We start from the raw sequence: 24,876 nt of genomic DNA, 5'->3' as shown, positions 1-24,876 counted from the left end.
AGGCAGGAGTGCAATGACCCCGTCCATATGCTCAAGAATGTAGCCCACGGCCTCGTCCAGCCGTTCAATGGCCCGCACCTTCTCCTCCACGCTTCCGAGATGGCCCGCCTCATCGGGCGCCTCCACATGCATATAGACAAAGTCAGCTGTCTCAAGGGCCGCAACCGCATAGCGCGCCTTTGCCATATAATCCGTGTCCAGGTAGCCTGTCGCACCGGGAACCGTGATGACCGCCATGCCCGCACACCGGGCGATGCCGTTCAACAGGTCAACGGCAGATATCATCGCACCGCGAACGCCATAGTGCTCTTCAAACGACGGAAGTTGTGGTTTTTTCCCGCCTGACCACGGCCAGATCCGGGTCGCAGGCATTTTACCGTCTGCAATGCGCTTTTGGTTCACCGGGTGATCTGCAAAGATCTCACTGCTCACCCGCACACACTCCTCAAGCAGGGTGGCGTCTCCACCGGATGGCAGGTATCCGGCAATCTCCCGGTCTACAATATCATGCGGCGGTGTTGTCTGTGCACCCGCCCCGCCGGGCACCACCAGCAGGTTGCGGTAGGAGACACCGGGATAGAGCGATACGTCAGGGAGTGCGGCATCAAGGGATGCCAGCAGAGCGGCCCCCTCCTCTGATGAAATATGTCCCGCTGAGAAGTCACGCATCACCCCGTCTGCCACCGTCACCAGGTTACAGCGGTAGGCGATGTCGTCCGGTGCGAGGTCGATGCCCATCGAGACGGCCTCAAGGGCTCCTCTCCCGGTATAGTAGAGGGCCGGATCATACCCAAGGACAGAGAGATTTGCAATATCACTGCCCGGTTCAAACCCGTCTTTTACGGTCTTCAGCATGCCGGACCGCCCTTCCCGAGCGATACGGTCCATGTTGGGGATATCTGCGTATGCGAGCGGCGTCTTGCTGTCCAGTGCCTCACAGGGCCAGTCAGCCATACCGTCGCCAAGAATAATCAGGTATTTCATATGGTATTCCTTTGCTGTTTTTATCAAAAATTTATGTCTCCGCAGTCAAAAGGAGGGGCGGACTATGCCATCTCCTGTAAGAGGGCACGCACCGCAATGCGCACGGACTCTGCAGACGTCACGGGAGGAACCCAGCCGAGCGCATTCATCTTTGCAACATCCAGCTGCATCTTCGGGACATCACCGACCCAGCCGCGGTCGCCGCCGGTGAACCGGTACGTGACATCGGCAAGGCCCATCTCCTCTGCGATGATGTCTGCAATATCGGTCACGCTGATCCAGTCCTCTGACCCGACATTAAAGAAATTGAACGTGTCATCCGAGTGCTCCGCGGCATACAGTATGCCCTCAACACAGGCAGTGACCTCAAGGTATGACTTGGTTTGTTTCCCGTCTCCGAGGATCTCAAGTTCACGGGGATTATCCTTCAGCTTGTGCATGAAGTCCCAGATGACTCCGTGATTGCTCCGTTCGCCGATGATGTTTGCAAACCGGAGGACCCATGCCTTCATGCCGTATGTGGCAGCGTAGGCAGAGATCATCGCCTCGTCGGCCAGTTTGGTGGCAGCATAGATGGAGATCGGGATCATCGGCGCATACTCCTCAGGTGTCGGGATGACCGCCGCTTCACCATACACGGTCGAAGTCGAGGTGAAGACCAGTTCCGGCACCTCATGCACCCGCATCGCCTCCAGAACCCGCATGGTGGCTTCGGTATTCTGCCGGTAGACCTCGTACGCCGCCCCCGCACTTGCCCGCACGTCAGGGTCTGCTGCGGCGTGGTACACACGCTGTGCACCGGCAAACGCATCCTGCCAGCCATCCTCCAGCAGGTCATCGGTCAGAAGCAGCAGAGAATCTGATGCAATGTGTCCGGCAAGATGTGCCGCTGAACCTGTTGCAAGGTTGTCGATGACAATGACTTCGTCCCCCCGGGCGACCAGTGCATCTGCCAAGTGGGAGCCGATAAACCCGGCACCGCCGGTGATGATCGATTTCATAGCTGACGTAGGTTTCGTCTGCTATACCATTAAAAACTCTCTTTTCACATAAAATAGTGTGAGACCTGACCAAATCAGCCGTGAATATATCCTTATTTTTCTCAAAGGAATGGTTATGGGTGCCTCAGACATCATCCCCGGCGTCTCCGGGGGGACCATGGCACTCATCACCGGCATATACGAACGGCTCATCAATGCCATCGGCAATATTCATCTGCATACCCTGCAGCACCTTGTCCAAAGAGACAAGAAGGCGCTTCGGGACGATCTGCTTGCGGTTGACCCCCTCTTTATGGGTGCACTTGTAGCGGGCATCGGTGTGGCGGCCCTCATCATGTCCCAGATCATCCTCTTTCTTCTGAACGGATACGCGGTCGAGACCTATGCGCTCTTCTTCGGCATCATCCTCGCATCCTCGGCGCTCATATTTCAGGAGATCAACCGCCGGGGAGCCGACATCATCGCGTTTCTCATCGCGGGGCTGGTCATCGGATATATCATTGCAGGGTTAAACCCTGTATCCATGGGTCATTCCCTCCCGGTGCTCTTTTTCACAGGCGCCATCGCCCTCTGCGCCATGATCCTTCCCGGCATATCCGGTGCATACATCACGCTCCTCTTCAACCAGTATGAATATCTGCTGAATGCCATTCACACCCTTGCCCTCCCGGAAATAATCACCTATATGACGGGGGGGGTCATCGGGCTTCTCGTCTTCTCCCGGACACTGCAGTATCTCCTCCGCACCCATCACGCAGTGATGCTGGCATTTCTCACCGGACTGATGCTCGGGTCTACGCGGATGCTTATGGGCATCATCACAGAAGAAGAGGGATTCGGAGTATCCGCCGTCGTCTTCACCATCGCAGGTATCACCCTTATTGTACTCATGGAGTATGCAAAACGCCGGATGGCTCCTGTCAATCCATAGGTATGGATATCAGCTGAACTACCCATGCATCCGGCCGGATGAATGTCGGAGACGGGGTTAATCCCTCCCCCTGTTTTTTGTAACTCTTTTTCCAGCCTCTGTGACCCCCTGTGCTGGGGAATCGGGGGGCAAAACGGACGTATTTTTTGCTCTTTTTTTCTGGTGGAAAAATACGGCTGTAATGCCTTTTATTTGCTAAAAATACGATTAGTTGCGGACTACTGAGGGGTCGCTATTGACGGATATTTTGGGAGGACGTATAGGCTGTCTCCGGTTGAGAACGGCCCGCTCCGGGCTTCTGTGTGGGTGCGCTTTTCCGGGGCAAAGATCCACAGGATGTGTCATTTAACTGTTATTTGGCCCCCGATGCCGGGATTTTGCCCAAAGTAACCGTGAGTCAGGTATATATACAGGTGCTGCATTTTTCCCATGAGGCCAATCTGATGCAAAAAGAAAACCAGCATTCAAATGAGAATCCGGGAGAATTTTCAATTGAAAAAGCATCACTAACTGCAGAATTTTTTGAAACCCTGCTAATGAACGCAAATGTATGGATTGCATTTCTTGACCCGAAAGGCAGCATTGTTGTCTGGAATACAGCGGCTGAAGAGATCAGCGGGTATACTGCGGGTGAAGTCAGAGGAAGCAATGATATATGGAAAAAACTGTATCCTGACCCGGAATACCGGAAAGTGGTTACAGAAAAGATAAATGACGCCATTCTAAACAGGCAAAAACTGGAACACTTTGAAACCACCATCCTCTCAAAAGAAAGGGTCAAAAAACAGATCTCATGGAATACCAGAGAAATTCTTGACCAAAACAATGAAACTCTTGGGTATATCGCAATGGGACGGGATATTTCCGAAATAGTATCCCTTGGTACTAAATTCAGAACCCTGCTGATGAACGCAAACGTATGGGTTGCATTTCTTGATTCACAGACCCATATTGAGGTCTGGAACAATGCGGCAGAGGAGATCAGCGGCTACACGGCAGATGAGGTGACAGGGAGTAACGATGTCTGGAAAAAACTGTATCCAGACCCCGAATACAGGAAATCCGTGACAGATAAAATACTCGACATCATCGCCAACAAAAAAGATATTGAGAATTTTGAGAGCAAAATAATCAGTAAAGACCGGTCACAAAAGATCATATCCTGGAATACCCGGGAGCTTAAAAACGGCGATGGGAACACGCTGGGATATATCATGATCGGGCGCGACATCACGACAGAAAAGAAACTGCATGCCGAGATGATTGAGTACATCGGCGAATCCGCGATGCGGCTGAAAAATCCTGTCGAAGTGATAAAATACAATATGGATGAAATGATTAAACGACTGGAGAAAGGCGAATGCACGACAGAGGATCTGATCCTGCAGATAAAGATCCAGACGAAGAATGCCGAACAGATTGTGGAGAACCTTCATGAACTGAACAGAGCGGTGAGTCTGGTTTTTGAAGATATGCCTCCAGAACTAAAGAGATTTTTATCAGAGTAGATGATCGTATGGATTTGCCATTTAATGAGGACAATGAGGGGATGATATATCTGGTCCTCTCGGAACCACGGAATCTCAGGAAAAAAAATATTGAGGTAATAAAGGAGATTACGGATAAGGGGTTTACCGCGATTGTCATCAGCACGAACGATCCGTATAGTGTGCTTCGAAAAGATTATCTGAAAGGTGGCATAAACCTCGAGAACGTCCATTTCATCGATGCCATAACGAAGTACGCAATCGGAAAAGAGTCGGAAGGCGCTGTTAACTGTACATTTGTTAACAATCCCTCTAACCTGACCGACATGGGTATCGCAGTCACAGAGCTGCTGAAACATATTGAGGGGGATAACGTATGGGTGATTCTGGATTCGGTTAACAGTATGCTCATATATATTTCATCCGTTAATCTGACAAAATTCATCCATTTTATAACCAGCAAATTAAAGATACTCGATATATCGGGAGTACTTCTTGCCGTGGAAAATGGAATCGATCCATCCACTCTGGCACAGCTTGAGGGCTTTGTGGACGGGATTATTAAAAGTGAGGAATGAAGACAATTGATAGTCTGTTCCATGCCATTTTTCCCATGCAGACAGGTGATGCGGGACAGACGCTATCCCCGTCATCCACGCATACAGTCCCTGTGACAAGTGATAAACCGTATAACACCCCCATGCCGATACTAATACAGATTTGATATGTATATTGGCATTGACCACGGCACAACGGCACTGCGGTTTGCATCGGATACCGCAGAATTCAGGATACCCCGTGAGAAGGCGACTGAATTCACGACTGCAGCACTCGAACGAATCTGCCCGGCAGAAGAGATTGAAGGCATCGCCGTCTGTTACTCGATGGGAGATGCCATCACTGCCATAACTGACATCCGGAAGGTAAAAAACCGCGGCATCATCACCCGTGAGGGGGCCGGAAAACACACCGGCGGCGGGACACGTGTCTATGACGAGATTGCAGCGTCCGGCATTCCCGCAGTGGTCATGCCCGGCATCCACCGCGGGTCACCCACCGACCCCCGGTTTAAGGCATACTCGCACCAGACCAGCCCGGAGAAACTTGGCATCGCCTATGAAGTGCAGCAGGCGCTGGGCGAGACCTTCATTGTATCAGACGTGAGTTCCAACACCGTCAGCCTGCTCGTCACCGACGGGGCCGTCACCGGTGCCTTCGATGCCTGTGTCTTTGCCCCGGGCACCACCCACGGCGCCCTCGATGTGGATGCGATACGCCGGATTGACCGGGGAGAGGAGACAGCAAACGAGGCATTCCTCCACGCAGGCGTCCGGCACACCATCCCTGAAGACCTGCAGGAGGCAACCCTCGCTCTCTGGACGGCAATGGAAATTGCATCCCTGCGCCTGCTTGCCCCCGACGCACCGGTCGCACTCGCCGGGTCACAGGCACCCGCCATCGCTGCGGAAGTATCCCGTCTCATGTCAACGCCGGTCACGGTCTTTGACGACTGGGTCGCGGCCCGCGGCTGTGCACGGATTGCACGGGATGTGTTTGAAGGCGGGGTGACGTCGGTGCTGGGGTTAAGGGTTGACAGGTGAGGGATTCCGGAATCGTTTTTGAAAAATACCTGAATTCCTTTTTACTAATAAAGATTTGCAGAGATTTGGATATGGTCGCTAAATTTGCATCAAATGGAACATTCAGGTAGTAAACCTTATTGTTTTTTCCCACGTACGTCTCAACAGTCGTGCGTCACTACGAATGTCTGCCGCACGCGGGTAATGGCCGTTCTTTTCATCGGGGTGGCAGCCATAACAGCGAGAGTCATCGCCGTTACCGGGATTTGTATGTGCTGGTGAGGGAGAAGACCATCTGCATCAATCATGGGTCTTGTCCCCCGTGATGATATGACCAAATACGCAAAGGCGGTAGCTATTGCTCATTCCGGCAACCGCTCGTGACGCACCGCGTATCCATGAACAAATGGAAAAATTGCAAAAGGAACAAAGGAGGACGTCGTCAAGTCCAAAGTCGTTCATCCATGTTCGACGGGGACGGGATTGTGTCGCTCTCTGAATGAGAATCAGATAATCAGGTGAAATATACCATGAAACAGGGAATAATATTACTACTTTCCATAATGCTCGCACTCTGCCTTGTGCAGGGTGCTGCGGCAGCAGATTTTATTGAGACCGTTGCAGACGTTGACCCATCGGGTGATTTCGCACCCGGTGATCCGGTCACCGTGCACGTCATCGTCAGACTGACCGGCAGCGGTGATATAGGTACTTTTAATCCAGCCGAAGAGCTTGAGGCATACACCGAGCTTGATGACCCGGAATGGGATTATACCATTCTGGTGAATAAACAGGGCATACCGAAACAGACCAGCAGCCGGTATCTGCGCCTCCTCGGATGGGATCTCTCATATCCGGAAGAAAATGAGGTGCTTGTTGACTATGCCCTTTCCGGAAGGGTGCCTACTGTCGCACAGACCTCTGAAACCGCCCTCTTCCGCCTGCGCCAGCTGGATAAAGATGGCAGAGTCTGGCCCGGCAATGAGTTCCTCATTAAACCTACGGTGATCAATCCGGGGGAGCAATATATCACCGCAGCCACATCCTCTGCAACCATTGCAAGGGGCGATGACCTCTCCATCACCGGTACCGCAGAGGAGAATCCCGTTGCAGGCGTGGCACTTTGGATCCTCGGCAGGAACTGTGCATCCTATGCCACCGAAACCGTTGATGGGAGCGGTGCATTTGAGTACCGGTTCGGGGACACGGCAAACCTTGCACCCGGGCAGTACTTCGTCGTGGTGCAGCACCCGATGCAGGACGGCCGGTTTGATCTTGTCCCCCAGGCAGGCAACCCTGCACCAGGCCAGGCCGCCGTTGTCCGTCCGGTTCTCGATGCAGAACTCACAACGGGTGGACTCTTACCCCCGATATTCATCCTTGAAGGCCAGGGTAGTCTCCAGGGATCTAATGCAGCAACCGCACTTATCAACGCAATGAACGATCCTGAGGTCGATGATACCTTCTACGAACTCTCCTTCATGATCCAGGAACCCTGGATAATGATCAATCCAGTCGGTGACAGATATGTGAATGAGACCTTCATTATCAGCGGCAGCACCAACCTTGCCGTTGGTGACAGTCTGTGTGTTGACGTCACTTCATTGAGTGGTGCATTGTCCGGCTCATCCGGCACCGTTTTTATAGTCGCTGGTGACACTGATGGCGCGAACACCTGGGAATTTACCGTTGACACATCCGCATACCCTCCCGACTACTACACTGTCACGGTAACAGGAATGGGGACGGCACCGATGGCAACCCAGACCTTCAGCATCCTGGAAGAACAAACCAGTTATGTTTCCATCACCACGTCCGGTAACAGTCCATACTACATTGGCGAGGAGATTGTTTTTTCCGGAACGAATACTGACAGTAACACCACTTGGCTCTTTATCTCCGGTCCCAATCTGCCAGGAAAAGGTGGTTTACTCGAGGATCCACGCAATGGAGTAAACACCGCAGCAGTCGGAAATTTTGCCTTCCCTGACGGCAGCCTTGACTCCGGTGAAGTATGGACGGGCGAGAATGTTACGGCAGACAATACCTGGGAGTATAGGTGGGATACTAGCGGTGTGAACCTCGATGCAGGTAGCTATACTATCTCTGCAGTCAGCACCGCAACCGATCAGGATGACCTTGAGACACAGGATGCAATCTATGCTACAGCATCTATCACCGTCAAGCAACCGTTTATTACGGCAGGCATATCCTCGGCAACTGTTACAAAGGGGGATGACCTGCAGATCACCGGCAGCGCGACCGGCGAACCCGCACCCGGTGTGGCAGTCTGGATCCTCGGTAAGAACTATGTCTCTTATGTCACCGAGAGTGTTGGGGAGAACAGCACATTCGGCTACACGTTCACAAACACGACAGACCTTGCACCCGGTCAGTACTTCGCAATCGTCCAGCACCCCATGACCAATGATCAGTTCGACATTGCGCCCCAGATAAACAACCCCGCAATGGGACAGATCGCTGTTGTCCGTCCGGTTCTCGATGCAGAACTCGCAACTGGTGAGCTCTTACCCCCGGTATTCATCCTTGAAGGCGCCGGGAGTCTCCAGGGAGCCAACGCAGCAACAGCACTTGTCGACGCAATGAACAGTGCAGACATTGACGACACCTACTACAAACTCACCTTCATGGTTCAGGAACCGTTGATTCTGATCAATGCGATCAGTGACAAGTATGTGGGCGAGACCTTCACCATCAGCGGCACCACCAACCTCGCCGTCGGAAACAATCTGATGGTGAATGTTGCCCCGGCCCTGAACGCTACATGCCCCGGTGCATCCGGCACTGTCCCGGTTATTGCAGGGGAGATAGAGGGTGCGAACGTCTGGGAGTTTGCGGTTGACACATCCGCCTTCACTCCCGACGACTACATCGTCACCGTAGAGAGTTTTGAAGCAGCACAGACGGCAACCCGGACCTTCACCGTTCTGCAGGCAGATCAGAACCATGGCATCACTATCACTGCAACCGGAAACTGCCCATACTCCATCGGTGAAGAAATTTTCATCTCCGGCACAAACACCGACAGTGACACCACCTGGCTCTTTGTGAGCGGTTCGAGTCTCCCCTCAAAAGGTGGCTCAATAGAGAACCCAAATGACGGAGTGAATTCTGCAACAAATGCAAACGGTCTTCCTGTCAGCTCGTTCTACCCCGACGGCTACCTTGACTCGGATGAGGTGTGGGAAGGCGTGAACGTAGCAGCAGACAACACCTGGGAATGCAGGTGGGACACCACGGGAGCGGATCTTGATGCAGGCATATATACCATTTATGCAGTCACCACTGCGACAGACAGGGATGACCTTGGCAGTCACTCCGCAAGCTATGCGATTGCGTCCGTCACCCTCAAAAAACCATATCTGACTGCAATGATATCCTCTTCAGTCGTTGCAAAGGGTGATGATCTGTCAATCACCGGTAACACATCCAATTATCTTACCCAAGACATTGCACTTTGGATATTCAGTAAGAACTATGTTTTCCAGACAACTCAGACAGTTGGGGAGAACGGTGTCTTCACGTACACCCTCGCAAACACCACAAACCTTGCAGCAGGCCAGTATTTCGTCCTCGTTCAGCACCCGATGGACAACGACCAGTTTGACCTCACTCCTCAGGCAGACAACCCCGCAGCAGGCCAGACCGCTGTTGTCCGCCCGGTTCTCGATGCAGAATATGCTAATCCGAACACAGGACTCTTACCGCCTGTCTTCCTCATTGAAGGCCCGGGCAGTCTCCAGGGATCTGACGCATACACAGCACTCGTCAACGCAATGAACAACCCGGAGATTGACGACACCTGTTTCAGGCTTACTTTCATGGTTGAGGAACCATGGATCATGATCGATGCAATCGGCGACCGGTATGCCGGAGATATCTTTCACCTCACCGGCACCACCAATCTCGCCGTTGGTGACAGACTGATTGTGGATGTTACCTCATCCTCATTCAGGCCGACCGAGACGACACCAGCGAGTGAATTTATAGGTTCATCCGGGACGGTTTTTGTTACCGCAGGTGAGAACGAAGGCGTGAACGTCTGGGATTTCACGGTTAACACATCTTCATTCATCCCAGACGAGTACATCGTCAGGGTAGAAGGTATTGTGCCAGATCAGACTGCAACCCGGATATTCAACGTCCTGCCTGCAGCACCCAATCCGGATCCCACCCCGCAGCCGACCTATGATGTCACCTGCTCCTTTTCCCCCGGCTGGAACCTCATATCAACACCGGTAGACACCCCCGCCATCACTACCTCCGGATTCCTCTATGAAACCGCCTATGCATACAACACCACAACCGGTACGTACGAAACAGTCCCGCTCGCGGATATTGTGCCGGGAGAAGGATACTGGGTGGGTGCATTCACAGGTGGAGAGATTACCTTCACCGGCGTTCCCCTGACCGAGTATCAAAAGAATCTCTCCACAGGATGGAACCTGATCGGAGGCGTCGGCATCGCAACCCAGACCGGAAACATCCGTGCCAATCACGGAGCGGCCCACTCAGGTCAGACATACCGCTACAGCACCGAGGGGCATGTATACAGTCAGGCATCCTTACTTGAACCGGGGGTAGGCTACTGGATATCATCGGCAGCACCCTGCAACATCTGTGTCAATATCACCCCGCCGGTAACACCGGCATAACCACCGGCATCCCCTCATCACCTTTTTTGTTCACAGACTCAGCCGGAGTATCCGAAACACAATCCCGTTCCCTTTTGCCGAACCAGAAATATAGGCACTGTTCTCCGGAATTTCAGCCCATCCCAGCCCGATTCTCCCAACAACCCGGCCGGAATCGGATCACATTACCGCAGAAACCCAACAGAAACAGACGGTCCCTCCGGCAGAACAATTCCGCGTGTCTCCCTGCGCCATTCCTCAGATTTCGACAAATAAAGAAGAACAGGCGGGCAATTACCACCCGTGGGGGATACCCGGTATGCCTCGTCCAAAAATTCTTATCTATTAATCATGTAAGATTATATGGGGATTTTTTTGAGAGAACTACGAATCCATGGAAGAGGAGGGCAGGGGTCTGTGACCGCAGCAGAACTCATTGCAACCGCTGCCTTCAAAAGCGGCGTCTACTCACAGGCGTTTCCCGCATTTGGTGTCGAACGGCGTGGAGCACCGGTGCAGGCATTCGTCCGCTTCAGTGACGAGAAAGTCCGCCTTCGCAGCCAGATATATGAACCAGACTATATTGTCGTGCAGGACAGTTCGCTCATCGCCGACGTCGACGTCTTCAGCGGACTGAAAGAGGGCGGTATTGCGCTCGTCAACACCGAGAACGATAGTGTCGAGGGTGTGCCTGATGGTGTGAGACTCATCACCATCGACGCCACATCCCTCGCACTTGAGATCCTCGGACTGCCCATCACAAACACCACCCTCATGGGTGCATTTGCCGCTGCCACCGGTGAAATCGAACTGGAGGCACTGGAAGAGGCACTCAGAGAACGCTTCTCCGGCTCCCTTGCTGAGAAGAATGTCGCAGCCGCACGCTGCGCCTACGAACTTGTCAGGGAGGAGCAGTAATATGGCACTCCGTATCGGATGCGCTGCTGAACCCGGCAGAGCACAGAACAATAAAACCGGATCCTGGCGCGTCTTCATGCCAGTCGTAGACATGGAGAAATGCACCCTATGCGGCACATGCATACTCATCTGCCCGGAGACATCAGTCAGTGAAAAGGACGGAAATATTCTCTTTGATCTTGACTTCTGCAAGGGCTGCGGCGTCTGCGCCAGAGAGTGCCCCGGAGATGCTATTACCATGATTCAGGAGGAAAAATAAGATGTTGCAGATAATGGAGGGATCTCACGCCGTTGCAGAAGCAGCAAAACTCTGCCGGCCCGAGGTCGTCTCCGCATACCCAATCACCCCCCAGACCCATATCGTTGAACGCCTGGCAGAGATGGTCGCCGACGGCGAACTGGACGCAGAATATATGTGTGTGGAGTCAGAGCTCTCCGCACTCTCCGTCTGCCTCGGAGCATCCGCCACAGGTTCACGTGTCTACTCGGCCACCTCATCCCAGGGTCTTATGCTCATGGCAGAAGTGGTCTTCAATGTGGCAGGCATGCGCCAGCCGATTGTGATGTCGATTGTCAACCGTGCACTCGGTGCACCGCTCTCCATATGGAACGACCAGCAGGACTCCATCTCCCTCAGGGACTCAGGATGGTTCCAGCTCTACGGCGAGGATGTCCAGGAGATGACGGATCAGCACTTCATCGCATACAAGGCAGCAGAACAGCACGACGTCCTGCTTCCGGGATTCGTCTGCTTTGACGGATTCATCCTCTCGCACACCTATGAACCGGTGGACATCCCGACACAGGAAGAGATCGACGCATTCCTCCCGCCCTATGTCCCCTATAACAAACTCGATGCAAAAGCACCGCTCTCCATGGGCATGTATGCCACACCCGACTACTACATGGAGTTCAGGTACGAGACGGATCAGGCCATGAAGCGTGCCGGTGACGCCATCAGCGCAGCAGGCAGGGAGTTTGGCGAGATGTTCGGCCGCGACTACTCCGCCCACACCGAGAGCTACCGCATGGACGACGCTGATGTTGCATTCGTTGCCCTCGGCTCAATATGCGGCACGGTAAAAGACGCCATCGACGAGATGCGTGCAGACGGCATCAAGGCAGGCCTCGTCAAAATACGGACCTTCCGGCCGTTCCCGGCAGAAGAGATTGCACAGGCACTCGCCGGTGTCCCCAAAGTCGCAGTCCTTGAGAAGAACATCTCCGTCGGCTCCGCCATGAAAGGCGCCGTCGGTCCTGAAGTTAAGGATGCAGTCACCGGCACCGGCATTGACGTATACAGCTATGTCATCGGCCTCGGCGGCAGGGATATCCGTAAAAAAGACATCCGTGCCGTTGCAGCACTTGCAGAGAAGGGCGTTGGAAATATGTTCTATGGCCTCAGAACGGAGGTGCTCTAAAATGGTCGACAAATCACTGGAACTCTTTGACTGCGGCCACCGTGCCTGCGGTGGATGCGGCCCTGCAATGCTTGCACGCTTCATCCTGAAAGGGACAGGCGAGGACGTCATTGTGGTCGCGTCAACCGGGTGCATGGAGGTATTCTCCACCCCGTACCCCGAGACCGCATGGAAGGTTCCCTGGATTCACTCGCTCTTCGAGAACGCAGCAGCAGTCGCATCCGGTATCGAGGCTTCCTTAAAGCACAACAACCGGACAGAGAAGGTTGTCTGCATCTGTGGTGACGGCGCCACCTTTGACATCGGTATGCTCTGCATCTCCGGTGCCTTTGAGCGCGGGCACGACATCACCTACATCTGCTACGATAACGAGGCATACATGAACACCGGCATACAGCGGTCCGGTGCCACACCGTATGACGCGAGCACCACGACATCGCCTGCAGGCAGGATGTCAATGGGCAACTCGCGCCCTAAAAAAGATCTCCCCCAGATCCTCAACGCCCACGGGGCAACCTATGTCGCAACGGCATCGGTTGCATACCCGATGGACGTCATGAAGAAGGTCGAAAAAGCCGTCAACACCCCGGGTGCAACCTATCTGCAGGTCCACGCCCCGTGCAGCACAGGCTGGGGATTTGACGGTTCAAAGACGATTGAGATCGGCAAACAGGCAATTGAGTGCGGTCTCTGGGTCAACTACGAGATGGAGAACGGCGAACTGACAAAGGCAAAGAAAGTGCGCCGTGTCCCGGTTGACGGTTACCTGAAGGCACAGAAGCGGTTCCGCCACCTCTTTAAGCCACAGCCGGTCACAGAAGAGATTGCAAAGATTCAGGCAATCGCCGATGCAAACGCCGCAAAATACGGCATCGATATAAATCTGAACAAATAATCCACCACCGGTGGACATTCACCACTTTTTTTAAAAATCCTGCAAAAAAGGAATATTTGAATTGTGTTATATCTTCCTCAGAAGAGCGCATGCCCCGCACCCGGCCAGAATTCCCATAAACCCGAGAGGGGTCTGGGTGGAGGTGGGGGTGGGAGATGATGTTGGCACCGTTGTTGCCGGAGCCGTTGGCAGGACGGTCGGCTCTGCAGTCGGTTCTGTGACAGGCCCCGCAGGATATGTCATCATATAGAACCCACCCTTGGTAATCGCTGCCTTCAGGAACCCGTCGTTATCGTCTGTCTCTGCATCAACCGTATACCATTTGCCGGTCTGCTCATTCCACCAGTAGAGGTTGTGGAAAAGGGAGTCATCACTGATGCGAATACCCAGTTCGGCAGACGGGAAGAACAATGAATCCTCCGGGCTGATACGGTAGACGGAAAGTTGATTCTGTCCTTCCGGAGACGGGCCGATATTCTGTGAGTCGCCCGCCCCGATGAGGGAGAGGGACGTGAGTGCCTGTGCCTTCTCGTTTAAGGCCCGTGTCCCTTTCTCCACCGAGACATATGCCAGACCTACCTGGTCATGCAGCAGGGTGTCCGTCTCTACAATGCCGCCGCTGGTGGTGTCAAGGGCGACCGTCCCGGTGCCGGTCACCAGGGTGGGAGCTTCCGGCGTGGGCGTTGTCCCGGGAGATTCCGTTGCTGTTGCAAGCAGGGTGAAGGTGTCGTCCTGAATCTTTCCCATCACATTTTTCAGCCCGTTCACATCGGCATAGGCGTAGTAGGTATACTCGCCGGCATTATACTCTGCATTGCCGGTGTCCCAGACACAGGTGGCACCGGATTCAACCGGCACATAGGCAATGGAAGTCTGCGGGTGCTGATCGGTGATTGAAACAGAATGCGGCACGGGTGCGTCATCATAGAGTGCTGAATAGGTGAACCCTCCGGGAGCCACCACATAGAGATCAATACCCGGCTCACCGGCGCTGACACCCGGCCGGTTAAAGATCGGATACAGGTTTGTCTCCATACGGAAGCCGAGTTTCACGCCCCGGATGGTCTTATAATTGGTGCCGTCCTTGCCCCCCTCCGGGGTATATACCCAGAGTTTTACACTTGCTTCCGGCTGATTCACCAGGAACGCCAGATGAGGCGTTGCTTGTGCCACACCGTTCGGATAGGAATACCAGGCACCGCTACGCCCGTTAAACTGCACAGGTGTCGCATCAAACGCTGATGGGATCACCGTAATGGCGATCTCCGGCACACTCGCAGCGGTAACGGTGGTCCCCGGAGGATACCATGCCACCTGGGTATCATTGGCCGCCAAAACACCCGGCTGCAAAACCAGCCCCTCTTCACCGACAAAAACGGTCGACCCCTGTGTGACATCAGCAACAGATGCACCGACCGGCATCGCACAGATGCCGACAAGGCCGATAAGACACGCAAAAATAATCAGTTGTATTCGCATTATTGTTCACCTCTTATATCTGGCAGATATTATCTGCCAGATATAAGAGGGTGCCGTCATGCGTCCGGCGGGTTACTCTTTTTTCCGGCGGGCGATCAGGTACGGGACCAGAAAGATCACCACGAGACCGATCCAGAATGCCCCGAAGATGATGAGCGCCTGCTCCTGGAAGGCGTCATAATAGCGGACCTGCGCACTCCGTGCATCCTCCCAGAGAATCGTCGTGCCGTTTCCGGTCGCATTAACCGTGCCGCCTGTGCTCACAGATCCCAGGAACGGATTTGCTACCCGGTAGTGTTCCGGCAGCGAGATGGTAATATTTGATTTATCGGAGAGCATCACCGTGAGTTCATTCGTCTTCAGGGGTGCGGTATAGCGAATCGTGTAATTGCCTTCAGGAAATTCTATGGTGCCGGAGTCCTCGCCGGTGAAATTCACCGGGCCGGTCTCATTGAAGACGGATATATTCGATACCGTAATCCGCACCGGTTCACCCATCAGCCCGGGCTCGGTGAAGGCATACTTCTCTGCCTGCAGCACCTCAATCTCTGCGGTATATGCAGTGCCGTTCTCTCTGACCGTATAATTGGCCGAGAGAGCGGACGCACTGCCCACACAGAGGATCAGCGCAAGACAGATAAGAGCGACTGAATATCTGCGTCTATCTCTATTGGGGGGTTGCATTGGCGGATCACCGTCTCCGGGTCTTTCAGGAGGTGCCCGGTCACCACACACACAATCCGTTCGTCAGGGTCGATACGCCCTTCTTCCAGCAGTTTTTTGATGCCCGCAACCGACGCTGCCGAAGCAGGTTCAACACCGATACCCTCCTTGCGGGCCAGGTCGCGCTGCATCGCGAGTATCTCCTCATCGGTGACAGACTCTGCTGTACCGCCCGTTTCGCGGATGGCACGCAGTGCCTTCTCCGCATTGACCGGTGCACCGATACGGATGGCGGTCGCCACCGTCTCCGGCGATTTGAACGGGATCACTTCCGGCAGGTTGCCTGCGATTGCCTCTACAACCGGCTGTGACCCTGCCGCCTGGATGCCGGTCATCATCGGCATCCGGTCAATGAAGCCAAGTTCGATGAACTCGCCCAGACCCTTGTGCACAGCAGATATATTGCCTGCATTCCCGACCGGGAGGACAATCCGGTCCGGCACGTCACCAAGCTGGTCTACTATCTCAAACCCGATGGTCTTCTGCCCTTCCAGCCGGTAGGGGTTGACCGAGTTTAAGAGATAGAGGCCTTCGGAGAGGCAGAGATCGTGCACCATCTCAAGGGCACGGTCAAAGTTGTCACGAATGGCAATGACCTTCGCACCGTGCATCAGTGCCTGTGCCACCTTGCCGAGTGCCACATTCCCCGCAGGGAGGAGCACAACGGCAGGAATTCCGGCCTTTGCCGCATAGGCGGCGAGTGAGGCCGAGGTATTGCCGGTCGACGCACAGGCAACAGTCTTCATCCCGAGCTGCATCGCCATGGAGACACCGACGGTCATCCCACGGTCCTTGAACGATCCCGAGGGGTTCATTCCCTCATGCTTTGCATACAGGTGTTTCAGGCCGAGTTCCTCACCGAGTCTCTTCATGTGATAGAGCGGGGTGCCTCCTTCCTGCAGGGAGACCGGAACACCTGTTACGGGAAGCAGTTCACGATAGCGCCAGAGGTTCAGGGGGCGGCGGTTCCACTCGGCACGGGAGATATTCAAACCATCGAGGTCGTATTTTACCGCAAGCAGGTGGCCGCATTCGCGGCAGCGGTAGATGATTTCATCTGGTGAATATTCAGTACCACAGCCTATGCAGACAAGACGATACATGGTGTACAGATTAGTGTCCGTGGTAGGTATAGATACTTCCCTCCCATACTGTTCAGAGAGAGGAATACAGCTCATCCCGCCGGTCTGCACCTACCGGGAATGCAGCACGCGCTGCCCGGACGGCGGCAGGGTCGATATCCGCACAGACAAGACAGCTGCCGGTACCCTCTGCCCGGACGACAGTCTCTCCCTGCGGGTTAGCAATGGTGGTGCCACCGCAGTATGCTCCTCCTGCAGCACCTTTTGCAGGATTAATACCCAGCACATACATCTGGTTTTCAAGGGCACGGGCATGCAGAAAGAGGCTCCAGTGTTTCAGCCGGGTGCATGGCCAGGCGGCAGGTACGATCACCGCTGCACAGCCCGCCCGTGCATAGGCACCAAAGAGGTCGGCAAACCGCAGGTCATAGCAGATGGCAATGCCAAACCGGACTCCGCCAAGTGTGAATATGCTGAGCTTTGCTCCCGGCAGGAAAGCTGCATCCTCTCCCCCCGGTGAGAAGAGATGCATCTTGGCATACTCTGCAATGCATCTGCCGTCCGGTGTGAAGACCGCAGCGACATTCTGCGGCAGGGTATCCGTCTCTTTGCGGTATGAACCCAGCACATGAATACCAGCCTCCTCTGCAACCGCAGACCAGCACCTGCAGATGGCACCCGACCCGTCATCGGTGAATGCCGTTCCCTGCGGATCCCAGCCGGTCGGATACTGTTCGGGAAATGCGATGAGGGAGGCACCCTGCTTTCGGGCCTCCAAAGCAAATTCTCTTGCCCGTGCGAGGTTTATTTCAGGAGCGTCAGGGACACTTTCTGCCTGCACACAGCAGGTACGGACTGCGGCCTCACTCATCAGACTCCCCGGATACCGCACTGACAGCACCCCTGTTCACAATATACACTCCGGTAATGATGAGTGCACCACAGACGAGAAGGAGCGGCCCTCCAAACGATATGGAATACCCTAAAATCTCTGCTGCTATCAGCGTACCTGCAAGAACGATGGATCCCCCGACAAGAATCATTCCCCCCCGTAGTAATAATTCAGACATGATATTACAACACCCTCCGGTTATTAACAGTAAATTTCATTCATGCCTCCATTTAGCTTTTTGTTTCGTGCCTTCCGGGAACTGAGGAGGGCCGGTGGCTGTCAGCGAGGTATAACGATATTCGTATGCCGTATTTCACTGTCTGTGTGTATGACCAGCGGCACACACTGTCAAAGCATCGTGTTTTCTGTCCACACGATACCCAAAAAAGAATAATTGATTGCCTGCACGTTCACTCGTACAGGAATGCTTCGTCAATTCGTTTGTATGAGTTAAGTTCTTCCGGCGCAAAATGAATCGCAATCTCGCGTGCTGCTGTCTCATCGGAGTCAGAGCCGTGGATGACATTCATTCCTATTTCCATTGCACGGTCACCACGGATGGTACCGGGTGCTGCCTCTGCAGGATTCGTTGCCCCGATCATCTGCCGGGTGATGCCAACGATATCTTTGCCTTCCCATACCATGAGGAGACAGGGTCCGCTCGTGATATAGGTCTTCAGACCTGCGAAGAACGGTTTTTCGGTGTGTTCGGCGTAGTGCTCCATCACACGGTCTTCCGGAAGAGTCTCAAACTTTCCGGCGACCATCTTCAGGCCTTTCTTCTCAAACCGGGCAATGATCTCACCGACAAGGCCACGCTGGACACCATCGGGCTTGATCATTAAAAAGGTGCGATCCATAAGGGATTACTCCTTGCCGAGTGCTTTGCGGCCTGCTTTGGTCCAGACAACACGCCGGGGGACACGCCCGAGGCGATGGTTGTTCTGGCATTTCTGGCTGCAGTAGTAGGAGATGGATCCGTCCTTGCGGACATACATCTTTCCGGTACCGGGTTCCAGCGGTTCACCGCAGAACGTACAGATATGATGCTCAACCATTCACTTCACCTTCTTGAGAGTTTCTTTGCCTCACGCTCTGTTTCAAGGAGCATGATTACATCACCGTCACGGATAGGTCCAACCGTGTTGCGGGTGACGATACGGCCTTTATTGTTTCCTTCGAGGATACGGCACTTTACCTGCATGGCTTCTCCATGCATACCGGTACTGCCGATGACCTCAAGGACTTCTGCCGGCGTTGCGTCTGCCATAGGTCAGCTCACCCTCTCAGTTCTGAGATCTGTCCTACGACCTCAACAAGAAGATCTTTTGCCTTTCCTGCTTTGACAATTGCTGCTGCTGCGGAGCCGACATCGAGTCCGCTTGCTGCGCCAACATCATTCTGCTTATTGATGATAATATATGGAATCTGCTTTTCGTCGCAGAGTGCAGGAAGGTGCATTACAATCTCTTCCGGCTCAACGTCGCCGCCAATAAGCACGAGTTCAGCGTTTCCGCGCTCGACAGCCTTTGTTGCTTCGTTTGATCCTTTCTTAATTTTACCAGTGTCCCGGGAGACCTCAAGCACTTCAAGAGCTTTGTTCTGGATCTCGTCAGGAACTTCAAATGTTGCGTATACTTTTGACATAACTCACCTCATTCAGGAGCACAAAATACCCCTGGTCTCTTACCAGGGCATATCGGGTAGCGTATTGCTCCCTCATCACTCATCAGTTCGTGATTGATGCAGCCATATCATATCGACAGTGTGAGGGATAAAGGTTATTGAAACGGGCTTCCGCCCGCTCAGAATTCCTTCTGAATTCAGGCAGAAGGCGTCAGAACGCGGTATACTGTGGTCCCGTTTTCTGAAAATGCCTCTTCCAGGACAGCGTCAGGAAGCCGGACAGTATAGTGCTCGTTTTCTGTATCCCCCAGCACCAGATAGTCCACCCCGTAGGCGGCAAGCAGTGACGGCGAACGGGACGGGTCTTCATAGATCATCCGCACATCGGCCGCGCGCTGCGAAACACCAGCATCGTGGCCCCGCCACATCGTCTCGTGAAACGGCATGCCGATGACTGCAGGGATGCCCGTGAACGACGACATGCGGGAGTAGTATGCGTAATCCCCGCCCTCGGCCTCAACGATGGTGACGTTTCCCGGCAGGGCTGATAGGTATGCCACCGCGGCAGCATCACCGGGATGAGCAGTCTCCACCCAGGCAAGTCCGTCCAAAGTCTTTCCGCCATAGCCGTATGTCAGGTCAGGAATGGCCACCGGCGCACAGACCAGGAGGAGAACGATGGCACCGGCGCCGGCGCGGACAGCCCACGCCGGTGCGGGCCGGTCTTTGAAGAGCTGCGCCAGCCACTCCCCCAGCCAGAGGAAGGCACCGGTGCTCATCATCATCCAGGCGACAAGGCCGAGTTTGAATACGGTATTCATCCGGTAGTAGACGTCCCCCATGCCGTCAATAAGATAGAAAAGTTCGGTGAAGATCAGCACACCCAGCCCGAATACGGAGATCACCTCTGCGGGAAGGAAGGTGCGCCGCAGCAGAAGGGCAATGAGCGGCACGGCGGCAAGACCTGCGGCCGTATACCCGGTGAGCACAAAGGGCACGAGCACAAGGAGCAGCCAGGGCGTCTCCCGTATGTCACGGAATATGGCGCACCAGAAGACCGCGATGAAAAATCCGTAGACCAGCATGAACTCCGGCACTGTGGAGGGGACCGGCACGATGCCGATGCCTGCGATGCCCTGGGTCGTGAGCATCAGGTAATAGGGGGCAAACGCGAGGATGGAGACGACCGGACAGACGAGAAAGAGGCGCCAGGGATACGGGTCCGGCACCGTGGCATCTTTGGCCCGGTACCAGATGAGAGCCCCCACCGCCAGCAGCAGGGGGGCATAGACGAGGACATCCCAGGAATTCGTCCCCGGCATCACGCCCAGCGTGAGGGCGGCTGCGCCCAGACAGACCCACCGGCTCCGTTCAGAGAGACCACCCCATTCATGCAGGATGTAGAGCATGAGGAAGATGAAGAGCGCCTGAACGAAGAGCGAGATGACATGGGCATGGGGGTCGCCCCAGAGAAATGAGAAGAGCGGATACTCATTGATGGTGTCAGCGATGGTGCGGGTGGAGTTCCAGAGCACACCGTGGGCATCGGCACCCAGGACTACCTGAACGATAAACGAGGGGTTGACCAGAAAGAGTGCCGCCACCGGGAGTGCCCGGAAGCGGGTCAGGAGCAGGTGACCCACGGCGTAGAGGGAGACTGCCGCATTGGCAAAGACCGTCGGCAGCATGAGATTAAAGGCAACCTGCGACGGGGTGCCGGAGAGGATGCCTGTTACCCCCATCATCCAGTGTCCGAGGTAGTAGTAGACACCGAGCGACCCCCCTGCAAACCACGGGTCAGCAGGAGCGACCACCGGCGCACGCATCACGGACGCGAGGAAAGCATGATCCATGAACTTCTCGGCATAGGAGATCATGGGGTTGAAGAACCGGACCTCGGTCATGAAGACAAAACAGAGCAGAAATGCTGCGTCCCATTTCCAGACACCGGTAAATCTCTCACGGGTGTACCACCCGGTGGCAGCATAGTAGCCGATGATGAACAGGAACGGAATCACTGCCGCCTGCACCGGGAGACGGACAAGACCCAGATACCAGCTGATGCCCCCAAAGAGCAGAAATGACAATGGATAGGAGACCGGGTAGGCAAACCGGCCGAACGCACCGGAAAGGGCCGGCCAGAGCGCGACCTGAAGCACCTTCAGGACAAGCAGCCAGAGAATGAGACTCGCTGCCTGTTCCATCGCCCCGATCATTTTACCTCCGATACATCCAGGGAGTGCGAGAAGGCACGGCGCAGGAGAGTGACTGCCCAGTCGCCAAAGACATAGAGCGAGACCACACCACCTGCAAGTGTGACACCATTCTTCACAAGGTGGTCGATGACGGCGATGAGGGTTGCAACCGCAGGGTCCACACCCGCAAGCGAGAGCGTCAGTGCGACGGCGACCTCATAGGTGCCGACACCACCGGGTGTCAGCGGCACCGCCTTGACGAGGTTGCCGATGACAATCGCAAGCGTGACCACCACAAACGGGACGGCCGCACCGAACATCAGGGCAATCACATAGCAGATCGCCACATCGGTCAGCCATATCACGATGGAAAGGGCCGAGAGACCGACGATGCCCTTCGCCGAGAGGGAGGCCTGCTTCACCTGGTTGAGCAGGTCAATGCCTATTTTAAGATATTTGTTCTCGGACCGGAGCCTTCCCACCGAGAAGAGCACCACCACAAAGATACCGCAGAGGGCAAGCGCCACGTATATGACGGTGATAAACCAGTCAGGGACATTCAAGACAAAGGGAAGCGTCACCGCACCCAGAAGAGCGATTGTCACGATGTCAAAGAACCGCTCCACCACCACAGACGAGAGGCCGCTGGTGTATGTCGCATCTGCCTCATGCTTCAGTATAAAGAGCCTGATCAGGTCGCCCAGACGTGCCGGGACGATGAGGTTTGCTGTCTGCGAGAGATATATACAGGCCGTGGAGAGCCAGATGGAGACAGAAACTGCGAGGCTGGCAAGAATGGAACGGTACCGGAAGCCGCGAAGAAACCATGCAGCGACACAGATGACTACTGCAAGAACAAGATAGGACCAGACCGCATTCTGGACGGCGACAAGAAGGTCATCCCATACCCGGTAGAGCATGTATGCAATGATGCCGACTGCAAGAATGGTGGGCAGCACAATGGCCGCGGCCTTTTTAATCATTCAGGTGCCGCCTCAGATGAAATATCGCTGTTCCCATCCCGTACACGTCACTGAATCTGACCGTCGTCTTGTCACTGGTCCGCCAGCGCACAGGGAATTCTGTTATTTGGTATCCCGTCTTCTGCGCCCGGACAAGAAGTTCGGTGTCCCAGAACCAGTGGGGCGCCTCAATGGTGTCCAGCAGCGGGAGGATGCGGGTCCGCCGGAATGCCTTGAACCCGCACTGGTGGTCATAGAGCCTGCTCTTCAGCACGGTCCGCACCAGAAAATTATACCCCCGGCTCGCCACTTCACGCCCCTGTGTGCGCACAATGTCACTCTCCGGCATCAGGCGCGACCCGGTCGCCACATCACTGCCGTCCCTGATGGCCTGCACCAGTGCGGGCAGATGTGCCATGTCGGTTGCGAGATCCACATCATAGTAACAGACAATCTCCGCATCCACCGCACGGATGACACGGGCAAGGGCAGTCCCCCGGCCGAGGCGTTCGTCTGCATGGAAGAGCCTGACGCGGGAGTCTTTCTCTTCCCATTCATGCACAAACTCCGCGCTGCCGTCTGTGCTGCCGTCTTCTGCCACCGCCAGCAGGAATGAGTCCGTGATGCCGCTGAGCACCTCAATGGAACGGGGAATGGCTGTCTCAAGCGCCTCACGGTCATTGTATACCGGGAGGATGGCACAGACTTCATATTCAGTCACGGGCCGCCTCCGGGGACGTGATCAGATTCACAATGGCCTGTGCTGCGACCACTGACCCTTCCATACTCCGTTCCGGGTAATTCGGGGGGGAGAACATACCGGCGCAGTATATGCCGTCCACCTCATACGGAGGGATGATATTCCGGTATCCGGTGACGTATACCGGCCCTGCCGCGGTATCACTGGTCATATGATGCCAGCGGATCTCGTCACGGGAGACACCGAATCGTTCACAGAAATCTGTGATCATCCGTTCTTCATGATCCTCCGGCAGGTCTTCCCGGAAGTATGATGCCAGGTAGACGATGTGTTCTCCGTACCACTCAATGGGAGCAAAGTTGGTGTGCCCGATGACAGCACCATACGGAGCCTCATCCTTGACATTGACCCAGTATATGCCCTGCAGTACATCACGGGAGAGGCCCAGTGTCACGCAGGCGGCCCCCTGATACGGTATGTCAGGGAGGGAAGGGCCGCCCAGAGCGGTGAGAACGGAGGGCCGGACCGTTGAGACGACTGCATCATAGGTGGTCCCGTTGACCATCCATGTCCCGTCCTCTGTTTTTTCCAGGGAACGGGCAGGTGTGCCGGTATGAATGGCCCCGCCATTTCTCTGCACCGCATCAGAGAGTGCAGTGATCAGACTCTGGTAGCCATGCCGCAGATATCCCAGCCGTTCCCCCTGCGGGCCGCGGTCTGAACGGATGGCAATCCGTGATATCAGCCAGGCGGCCGATACCTCATGGCGCCGGTCCCCGAATTTGCTGCGCAACAGAGGTGCAAAGAATGATTCATAGGCATGCCGCCCACAGGTGTCCAGAATAAACTCGTCTGCCGTCATATCATCATAGGATGAGGCCTGATATTTCCCTGCCCTGAGTGTCAGAAGACCGAGCCTGAATTTATCACGCAGCGTGAGAAGCGGATAACGAAGAATCTCAAAGGGTGTAGTCAGCGGATATATGTGTCCTTCGCTGAAGTAACCGGTGCTCCCGCTGAGCCAGGTGAGATCTGCTGTGAGGCCTAATTCATCCATGAGCGCCAGGAGATGCGCATCACCGGAGAAACAGTGGTGATAATACTGCTCAATAAAGGTATCCCGGACCGGAGAGGAGGAGAGGAGTCCGCCGGCCTCTGCTGAGGCCTCCAGTACATCAACGGAATGCGTACCGGAGAGACGATATGCGGCAGAAAGACCGGTTAATCCCCCGCCTATGATGCAGATTCTCATTATACATCTATTATTAACAAGAATTGGCATAAGAAAGTTTTTGAAGTTATGAAAGAAACATGTTTTATAATCTGAAGAAGCGATTATCTTCAT

At 54.7% G+C, this 24,876-nt stretch carries 25 protein-coding genes; 9 read left to right on the top strand and 16 right to left on the bottom strand.

Going from position 1 to position 24,876, the window contains the following annotated elements; genetic code table 11:
* Positions 1-984, bottom strand: a 984-nt coding sequence (locus tag MKMG_RS04630) for a cofactor-independent phosphoglycerate mutase (RefSeq protein ID WP_165076186.1), incomplete at its 3' end; no start/stop codon positions are given.
* A gap of 62 nt (positions 985-1,046) precedes the next feature.
* Positions 1,047-1,985, bottom strand: coding sequence for an NAD-dependent epimerase/dehydratase family protein (locus MKMG_RS04625; RefSeq protein WP_165076184.1), 939 nt, complete (start codon positions 1,983-1,985; stop codon positions 1,047-1,049).
* A gap of 115 nt (positions 1,986-2,100) precedes the next feature.
* Between MKMG_RS04625 and MKMG_RS04620 the strand changes: the two genes are divergently transcribed.
* From MKMG_RS04620 to MKMG_RS04605, 4 genes are all read left to right on the top strand, one after another.
* Positions 2,101-2,916, top strand: a complete 816-nt coding sequence (locus tag MKMG_RS04620; RefSeq protein ID WP_254059085.1) for a DUF368 domain-containing protein — start codon at positions 2,101-2,103, stop codon at positions 2,914-2,916.
* 392 nt (positions 2,917-3,308) lie between these two features.
* Positions 3,309-4,424, top strand: a complete 1,116-nt coding sequence (locus MKMG_RS04615; RefSeq protein WP_165076182.1) for a PAS domain-containing protein — start codon at positions 3,309-3,311, stop codon at positions 4,422-4,424.
* 8 nt (positions 4,425-4,432) lie between these two features.
* Positions 4,433-4,981 (top strand): hypothetical protein, encoded by a 549-nt coding sequence (locus MKMG_RS04610; protein WP_165076180.1) that lies wholly within the window; start codon positions 4,433-4,435, stop codon positions 4,979-4,981.
* A 147-nt stretch (positions 4,982-5,128) separates the two neighbouring features.
* On the top strand, positions 5,129-6,004 hold the full coding sequence (locus MKMG_RS04605) for a methanogenesis marker 12 protein (RefSeq protein WP_165076178.1): 876 nt from the start codon (positions 5,129-5,131) through the stop codon (positions 6,002-6,004).
* 140 nt (positions 6,005-6,144) lie between these two features.
* On the opposite strand, the gene MKMG_RS04600 is transcribed toward MKMG_RS04605, so the two are convergent.
* The gene (locus MKMG_RS04600) at positions 6,145-6,291 is read right to left on the bottom strand and encodes a hypothetical protein (protein WP_165076176.1); all 147 of its coding nucleotides are present in this window, start codon (positions 6,289-6,291) and stop codon (positions 6,145-6,147) included.
* A gap of 222 nt (positions 6,292-6,513) precedes the next feature.
* Between MKMG_RS04600 and MKMG_RS04595 the strand changes: the two genes are divergently transcribed.
* From MKMG_RS04595 to MKMG_RS04575, 5 genes are all read left to right on the top strand, one after another.
* The gene (locus MKMG_RS04595) at positions 6,514-10,659 is read left to right on the top strand and encodes an MEMAR_RS02690 family S-layer glycoprotein (RefSeq protein WP_165076173.1); all 4,146 of its coding nucleotides are present in this window, start codon (positions 6,514-6,516) and stop codon (positions 10,657-10,659) included.
* A gap of 354 nt (positions 10,660-11,013) precedes the next feature.
* On the top strand, positions 11,014-11,556 hold the full coding sequence (locus MKMG_RS04590; RefSeq protein ID WP_165076171.1) for a pyruvate ferredoxin oxidoreductase subunit gamma: 543 nt from the start codon (positions 11,014-11,016) through the stop codon (positions 11,554-11,556).
* Position 11,557: 1 nt separating this feature from the next.
* Positions 11,558-11,815 carry a 4Fe-4S binding protein gene (locus tag MKMG_RS04585; RefSeq protein WP_165076169.1) on the top strand — a complete coding sequence of 86 codons (258 nt, stop codon included), beginning with the start codon at positions 11,558-11,560 and terminating at the stop codon, positions 11,813-11,815.
* Position 11,816: 1 nt separating this feature from the next.
* On the top strand, positions 11,817-12,977 hold the full coding sequence (locus tag MKMG_RS04580) for a transketolase C-terminal domain-containing protein (RefSeq protein ID WP_165076167.1): 1,161 nt from the start codon (positions 11,817-11,819) through the stop codon (positions 12,975-12,977).
* A gap of 1 nt (position 12,978) precedes the next feature.
* Positions 12,979-13,872, top strand: a complete 894-nt coding sequence (locus MKMG_RS04575; protein WP_165076165.1) for a thiamine pyrophosphate-dependent enzyme — start codon at positions 12,979-12,981, stop codon at positions 13,870-13,872.
* Positions 13,873-13,938: 66 nt separating this feature from the next.
* On the opposite strand, the gene MKMG_RS04570 is transcribed toward MKMG_RS04575, so the two are convergent.
* The 13 genes from MKMG_RS04570 to MKMG_RS04510 form a co-directional block, all read right to left on the bottom strand.
* Complete coding sequence (locus MKMG_RS04570; RefSeq protein ID WP_165076163.1) at positions 13,939-15,351, bottom strand: DUF3821 domain-containing protein; 1,413 nt, start codon at positions 15,349-15,351, stop codon at positions 13,939-13,941.
* A gap of 72 nt (positions 15,352-15,423) precedes the next feature.
* Entirely contained in the window at positions 15,424-15,966 is a 543-nt protein-coding gene (locus tag MKMG_RS04565) for a DUF5803 family protein (protein ID WP_165076161.1), read from the bottom strand.
* A gap of 8 nt (positions 15,967-15,974) precedes the next feature.
* Positions 15,975-17,177, bottom strand: coding sequence for a threonine synthase (gene thrC / locus MKMG_RS04560; RefSeq protein WP_165076159.1), 1,203 nt, complete (start codon positions 17,175-17,177; stop codon positions 15,975-15,977).
* Positions 17,178-17,229: 52 nt separating this feature from the next.
* Positions 17,230-18,027: a nitrilase-related carbon-nitrogen hydrolase gene (locus MKMG_RS04555; RefSeq protein ID WP_165076157.1), complete on the bottom strand. Its 798-nt coding sequence runs from the start codon at positions 18,025-18,027 to the stop codon at positions 17,230-17,232.
* Positions 18,020-18,226 carry a hypothetical protein gene (locus MKMG_RS04550; protein WP_165076155.1) on the bottom strand — a complete coding sequence of 69 codons (207 nt, stop codon included), beginning with the start codon at positions 18,224-18,226 and terminating at the stop codon, positions 18,020-18,022. Before MKMG_RS04550 ends, MKMG_RS04555 begins: the two co-directional genes overlap by 8 nt.
* Before the next feature lie 232 nt (positions 18,227-18,458).
* Complete coding sequence (gene ndk / locus MKMG_RS04545) at positions 18,459-18,908, bottom strand: nucleoside-diphosphate kinase (RefSeq protein ID WP_165076152.1); 450 nt, start codon at positions 18,906-18,908, stop codon at positions 18,459-18,461.
* 6 nt (positions 18,909-18,914) lie between these two features.
* Complete coding sequence (locus MKMG_RS04540) at positions 18,915-19,106, bottom strand: 50S ribosomal protein L24e (protein WP_165076150.1); 192 nt, start codon at positions 19,104-19,106, stop codon at positions 18,915-18,917.
* 5 nt (positions 19,107-19,111) lie between these two features.
* A complete protein-coding gene (locus MKMG_RS04535) occupies positions 19,112-19,318 on the bottom strand; it encodes a 30S ribosomal protein S28e (protein ID WP_165076147.1) in 207 nt (68 codons plus the stop codon).
* Positions 19,319-19,326: 8 nt separating this feature from the next.
* Entirely contained in the window at positions 19,327-19,695 is a 369-nt protein-coding gene (gene rpl7ae / locus MKMG_RS04530) for a 50S ribosomal protein L7Ae (protein WP_165076145.1), read from the bottom strand.
* Between the two features lie 176 nt (positions 19,696-19,871).
* Entirely contained in the window at positions 19,872-21,890 is a 2,019-nt protein-coding gene (locus tag MKMG_RS04525) for a DUF2298 domain-containing protein (protein ID WP_254059084.1), read from the bottom strand.
* The gene (locus MKMG_RS04520; RefSeq protein ID WP_165076143.1) at positions 21,887-22,852 is read right to left on the bottom strand and encodes a lysylphosphatidylglycerol synthase transmembrane domain-containing protein; all 966 of its coding nucleotides are present in this window, start codon (positions 22,850-22,852) and stop codon (positions 21,887-21,889) included. The genes MKMG_RS04525 and MKMG_RS04520 overlap by 4 nt, the downstream gene beginning before the upstream one ends.
* A complete protein-coding gene (locus tag MKMG_RS04515) occupies positions 22,845-23,552 on the bottom strand; it encodes a glycosyltransferase (protein WP_165076140.1) in 708 nt (235 codons plus the stop codon). The genes MKMG_RS04520 and MKMG_RS04515 overlap by 8 nt, the downstream gene beginning before the upstream one ends.
* The gene (locus tag MKMG_RS04510) at positions 23,545-24,783 is read right to left on the bottom strand and encodes an NAD(P)/FAD-dependent oxidoreductase (RefSeq protein WP_165076138.1); all 1,239 of its coding nucleotides are present in this window, start codon (positions 24,781-24,783) and stop codon (positions 23,545-23,547) included. Before MKMG_RS04510 ends, MKMG_RS04515 begins: the two co-directional genes overlap by 8 nt.
* Positions 24,784-24,876: the final 93 nt, after the last annotated feature.

This window comes from Methanogenium sp. MK-MG (assembly GCF_009914725.1).
Lineage (GTDB): Archaea > Halobacteriota > Methanomicrobia > Methanomicrobiales > Methanomicrobiaceae > Methanogenium.
This window is presented reverse-complemented; position numbering and strand designations above follow the sequence as displayed.

Coding starts and splice junctions, on each gene's coding strand:
- MKMG_RS04595 (WP_165076173.1), top strand. CDS start 6,514: ATGAAACAGGGAATAATATTACTACTTTCCATAATGCTCGCACTCTGC.
- MKMG_RS04570 (WP_165076163.1), bottom strand. CDS start 15,351: ATGCGAATACAACTGATTATTTTTGCGTGTCTTATCGGCCTTGTCGGC.
- MKMG_RS04555 (WP_165076157.1), bottom strand. CDS start 18,027: ATGAGTGAGGCCGCAGTCCGTACCTGCTGTGTGCAGGCAGAAAGTGTC.
- rpl7ae (WP_165076145.1), bottom strand. CDS start 19,695: ATGTCAAAAGTATACGCAACATTTGAAGTTCCTGACGAGATCCAGAAC.
- MKMG_RS04510 (WP_165076138.1), bottom strand. CDS start 24,783: ATGAGAATCTGCATCATAGGCGGGGGATTAACCGGTCTTTCTGCCGCA.
- MKMG_RS04550 (WP_165076155.1), bottom strand. CDS start 18,226: ATGTCTGAATTATTACTACGGGGGGGAATGATTCTTGTCGGGGGATCC.
- MKMG_RS04575 (WP_165076165.1), top strand. CDS start 12,979: ATGGTCGACAAATCACTGGAACTCTTTGACTGCGGCCACCGTGCCTGC.
- MKMG_RS04610 (WP_165076180.1), top strand. CDS start 4,433: ATGGATTTGCCATTTAATGAGGACAATGAGGGGATGATATATCTGGTC.
- MKMG_RS04535 (WP_165076147.1), bottom strand. CDS start 19,318: ATGGCAGACGCAACGCCGGCAGAAGTCCTTGAGGTCATCGGCAGTACC.
- thrC (WP_165076159.1), bottom strand. CDS start 17,177: ATGTATCGTCTTGTCTGCATAGGCTGTGGTACTGAATATTCACCAGAT.
- MKMG_RS04625 (WP_165076184.1), bottom strand. CDS start 1,985: ATGAAATCGATCATCACCGGCGGTGCCGGGTTTATCGGCTCCCACTTG.
- MKMG_RS04600 (WP_165076176.1), bottom strand. CDS start 6,291: ATGATTGATGCAGATGGTCTTCTCCCTCACCAGCACATACAAATCCCG.
- MKMG_RS04520 (WP_165076143.1), bottom strand. CDS start 22,852: ATGATTAAAAAGGCCGCGGCCATTGTGCTGCCCACCATTCTTGCAGTC.
- MKMG_RS04540 (WP_165076150.1), bottom strand. CDS start 19,106: ATGGTTGAGCATCATATCTGTACGTTCTGCGGTGAACCGCTGGAACCC.
- MKMG_RS04605 (WP_165076178.1), top strand. CDS start 5,129: ATGTATATTGGCATTGACCACGGCACAACGGCACTGCGGTTTGCATCG.
- MKMG_RS04585 (WP_165076169.1), top strand. CDS start 11,558: ATGGCACTCCGTATCGGATGCGCTGCTGAACCCGGCAGAGCACAGAAC.
- MKMG_RS04525 (WP_254059084.1), bottom strand. CDS start 21,890: ATGATCGGGGCGATGGAACAGGCAGCGAGTCTCATTCTCTGGCTGCTT.
- MKMG_RS04580 (WP_165076167.1), top strand. CDS start 11,817: ATGTTGCAGATAATGGAGGGATCTCACGCCGTTGCAGAAGCAGCAAAA.
- MKMG_RS04620 (WP_254059085.1), top strand. CDS start 2,101: ATGGGTGCCTCAGACATCATCCCCGGCGTCTCCGGGGGGACCATGGCA.
- ndk (WP_165076152.1), bottom strand. CDS start 18,908: ATGGATCGCACCTTTTTAATGATCAAGCCCGATGGTGTCCAGCGTGGC.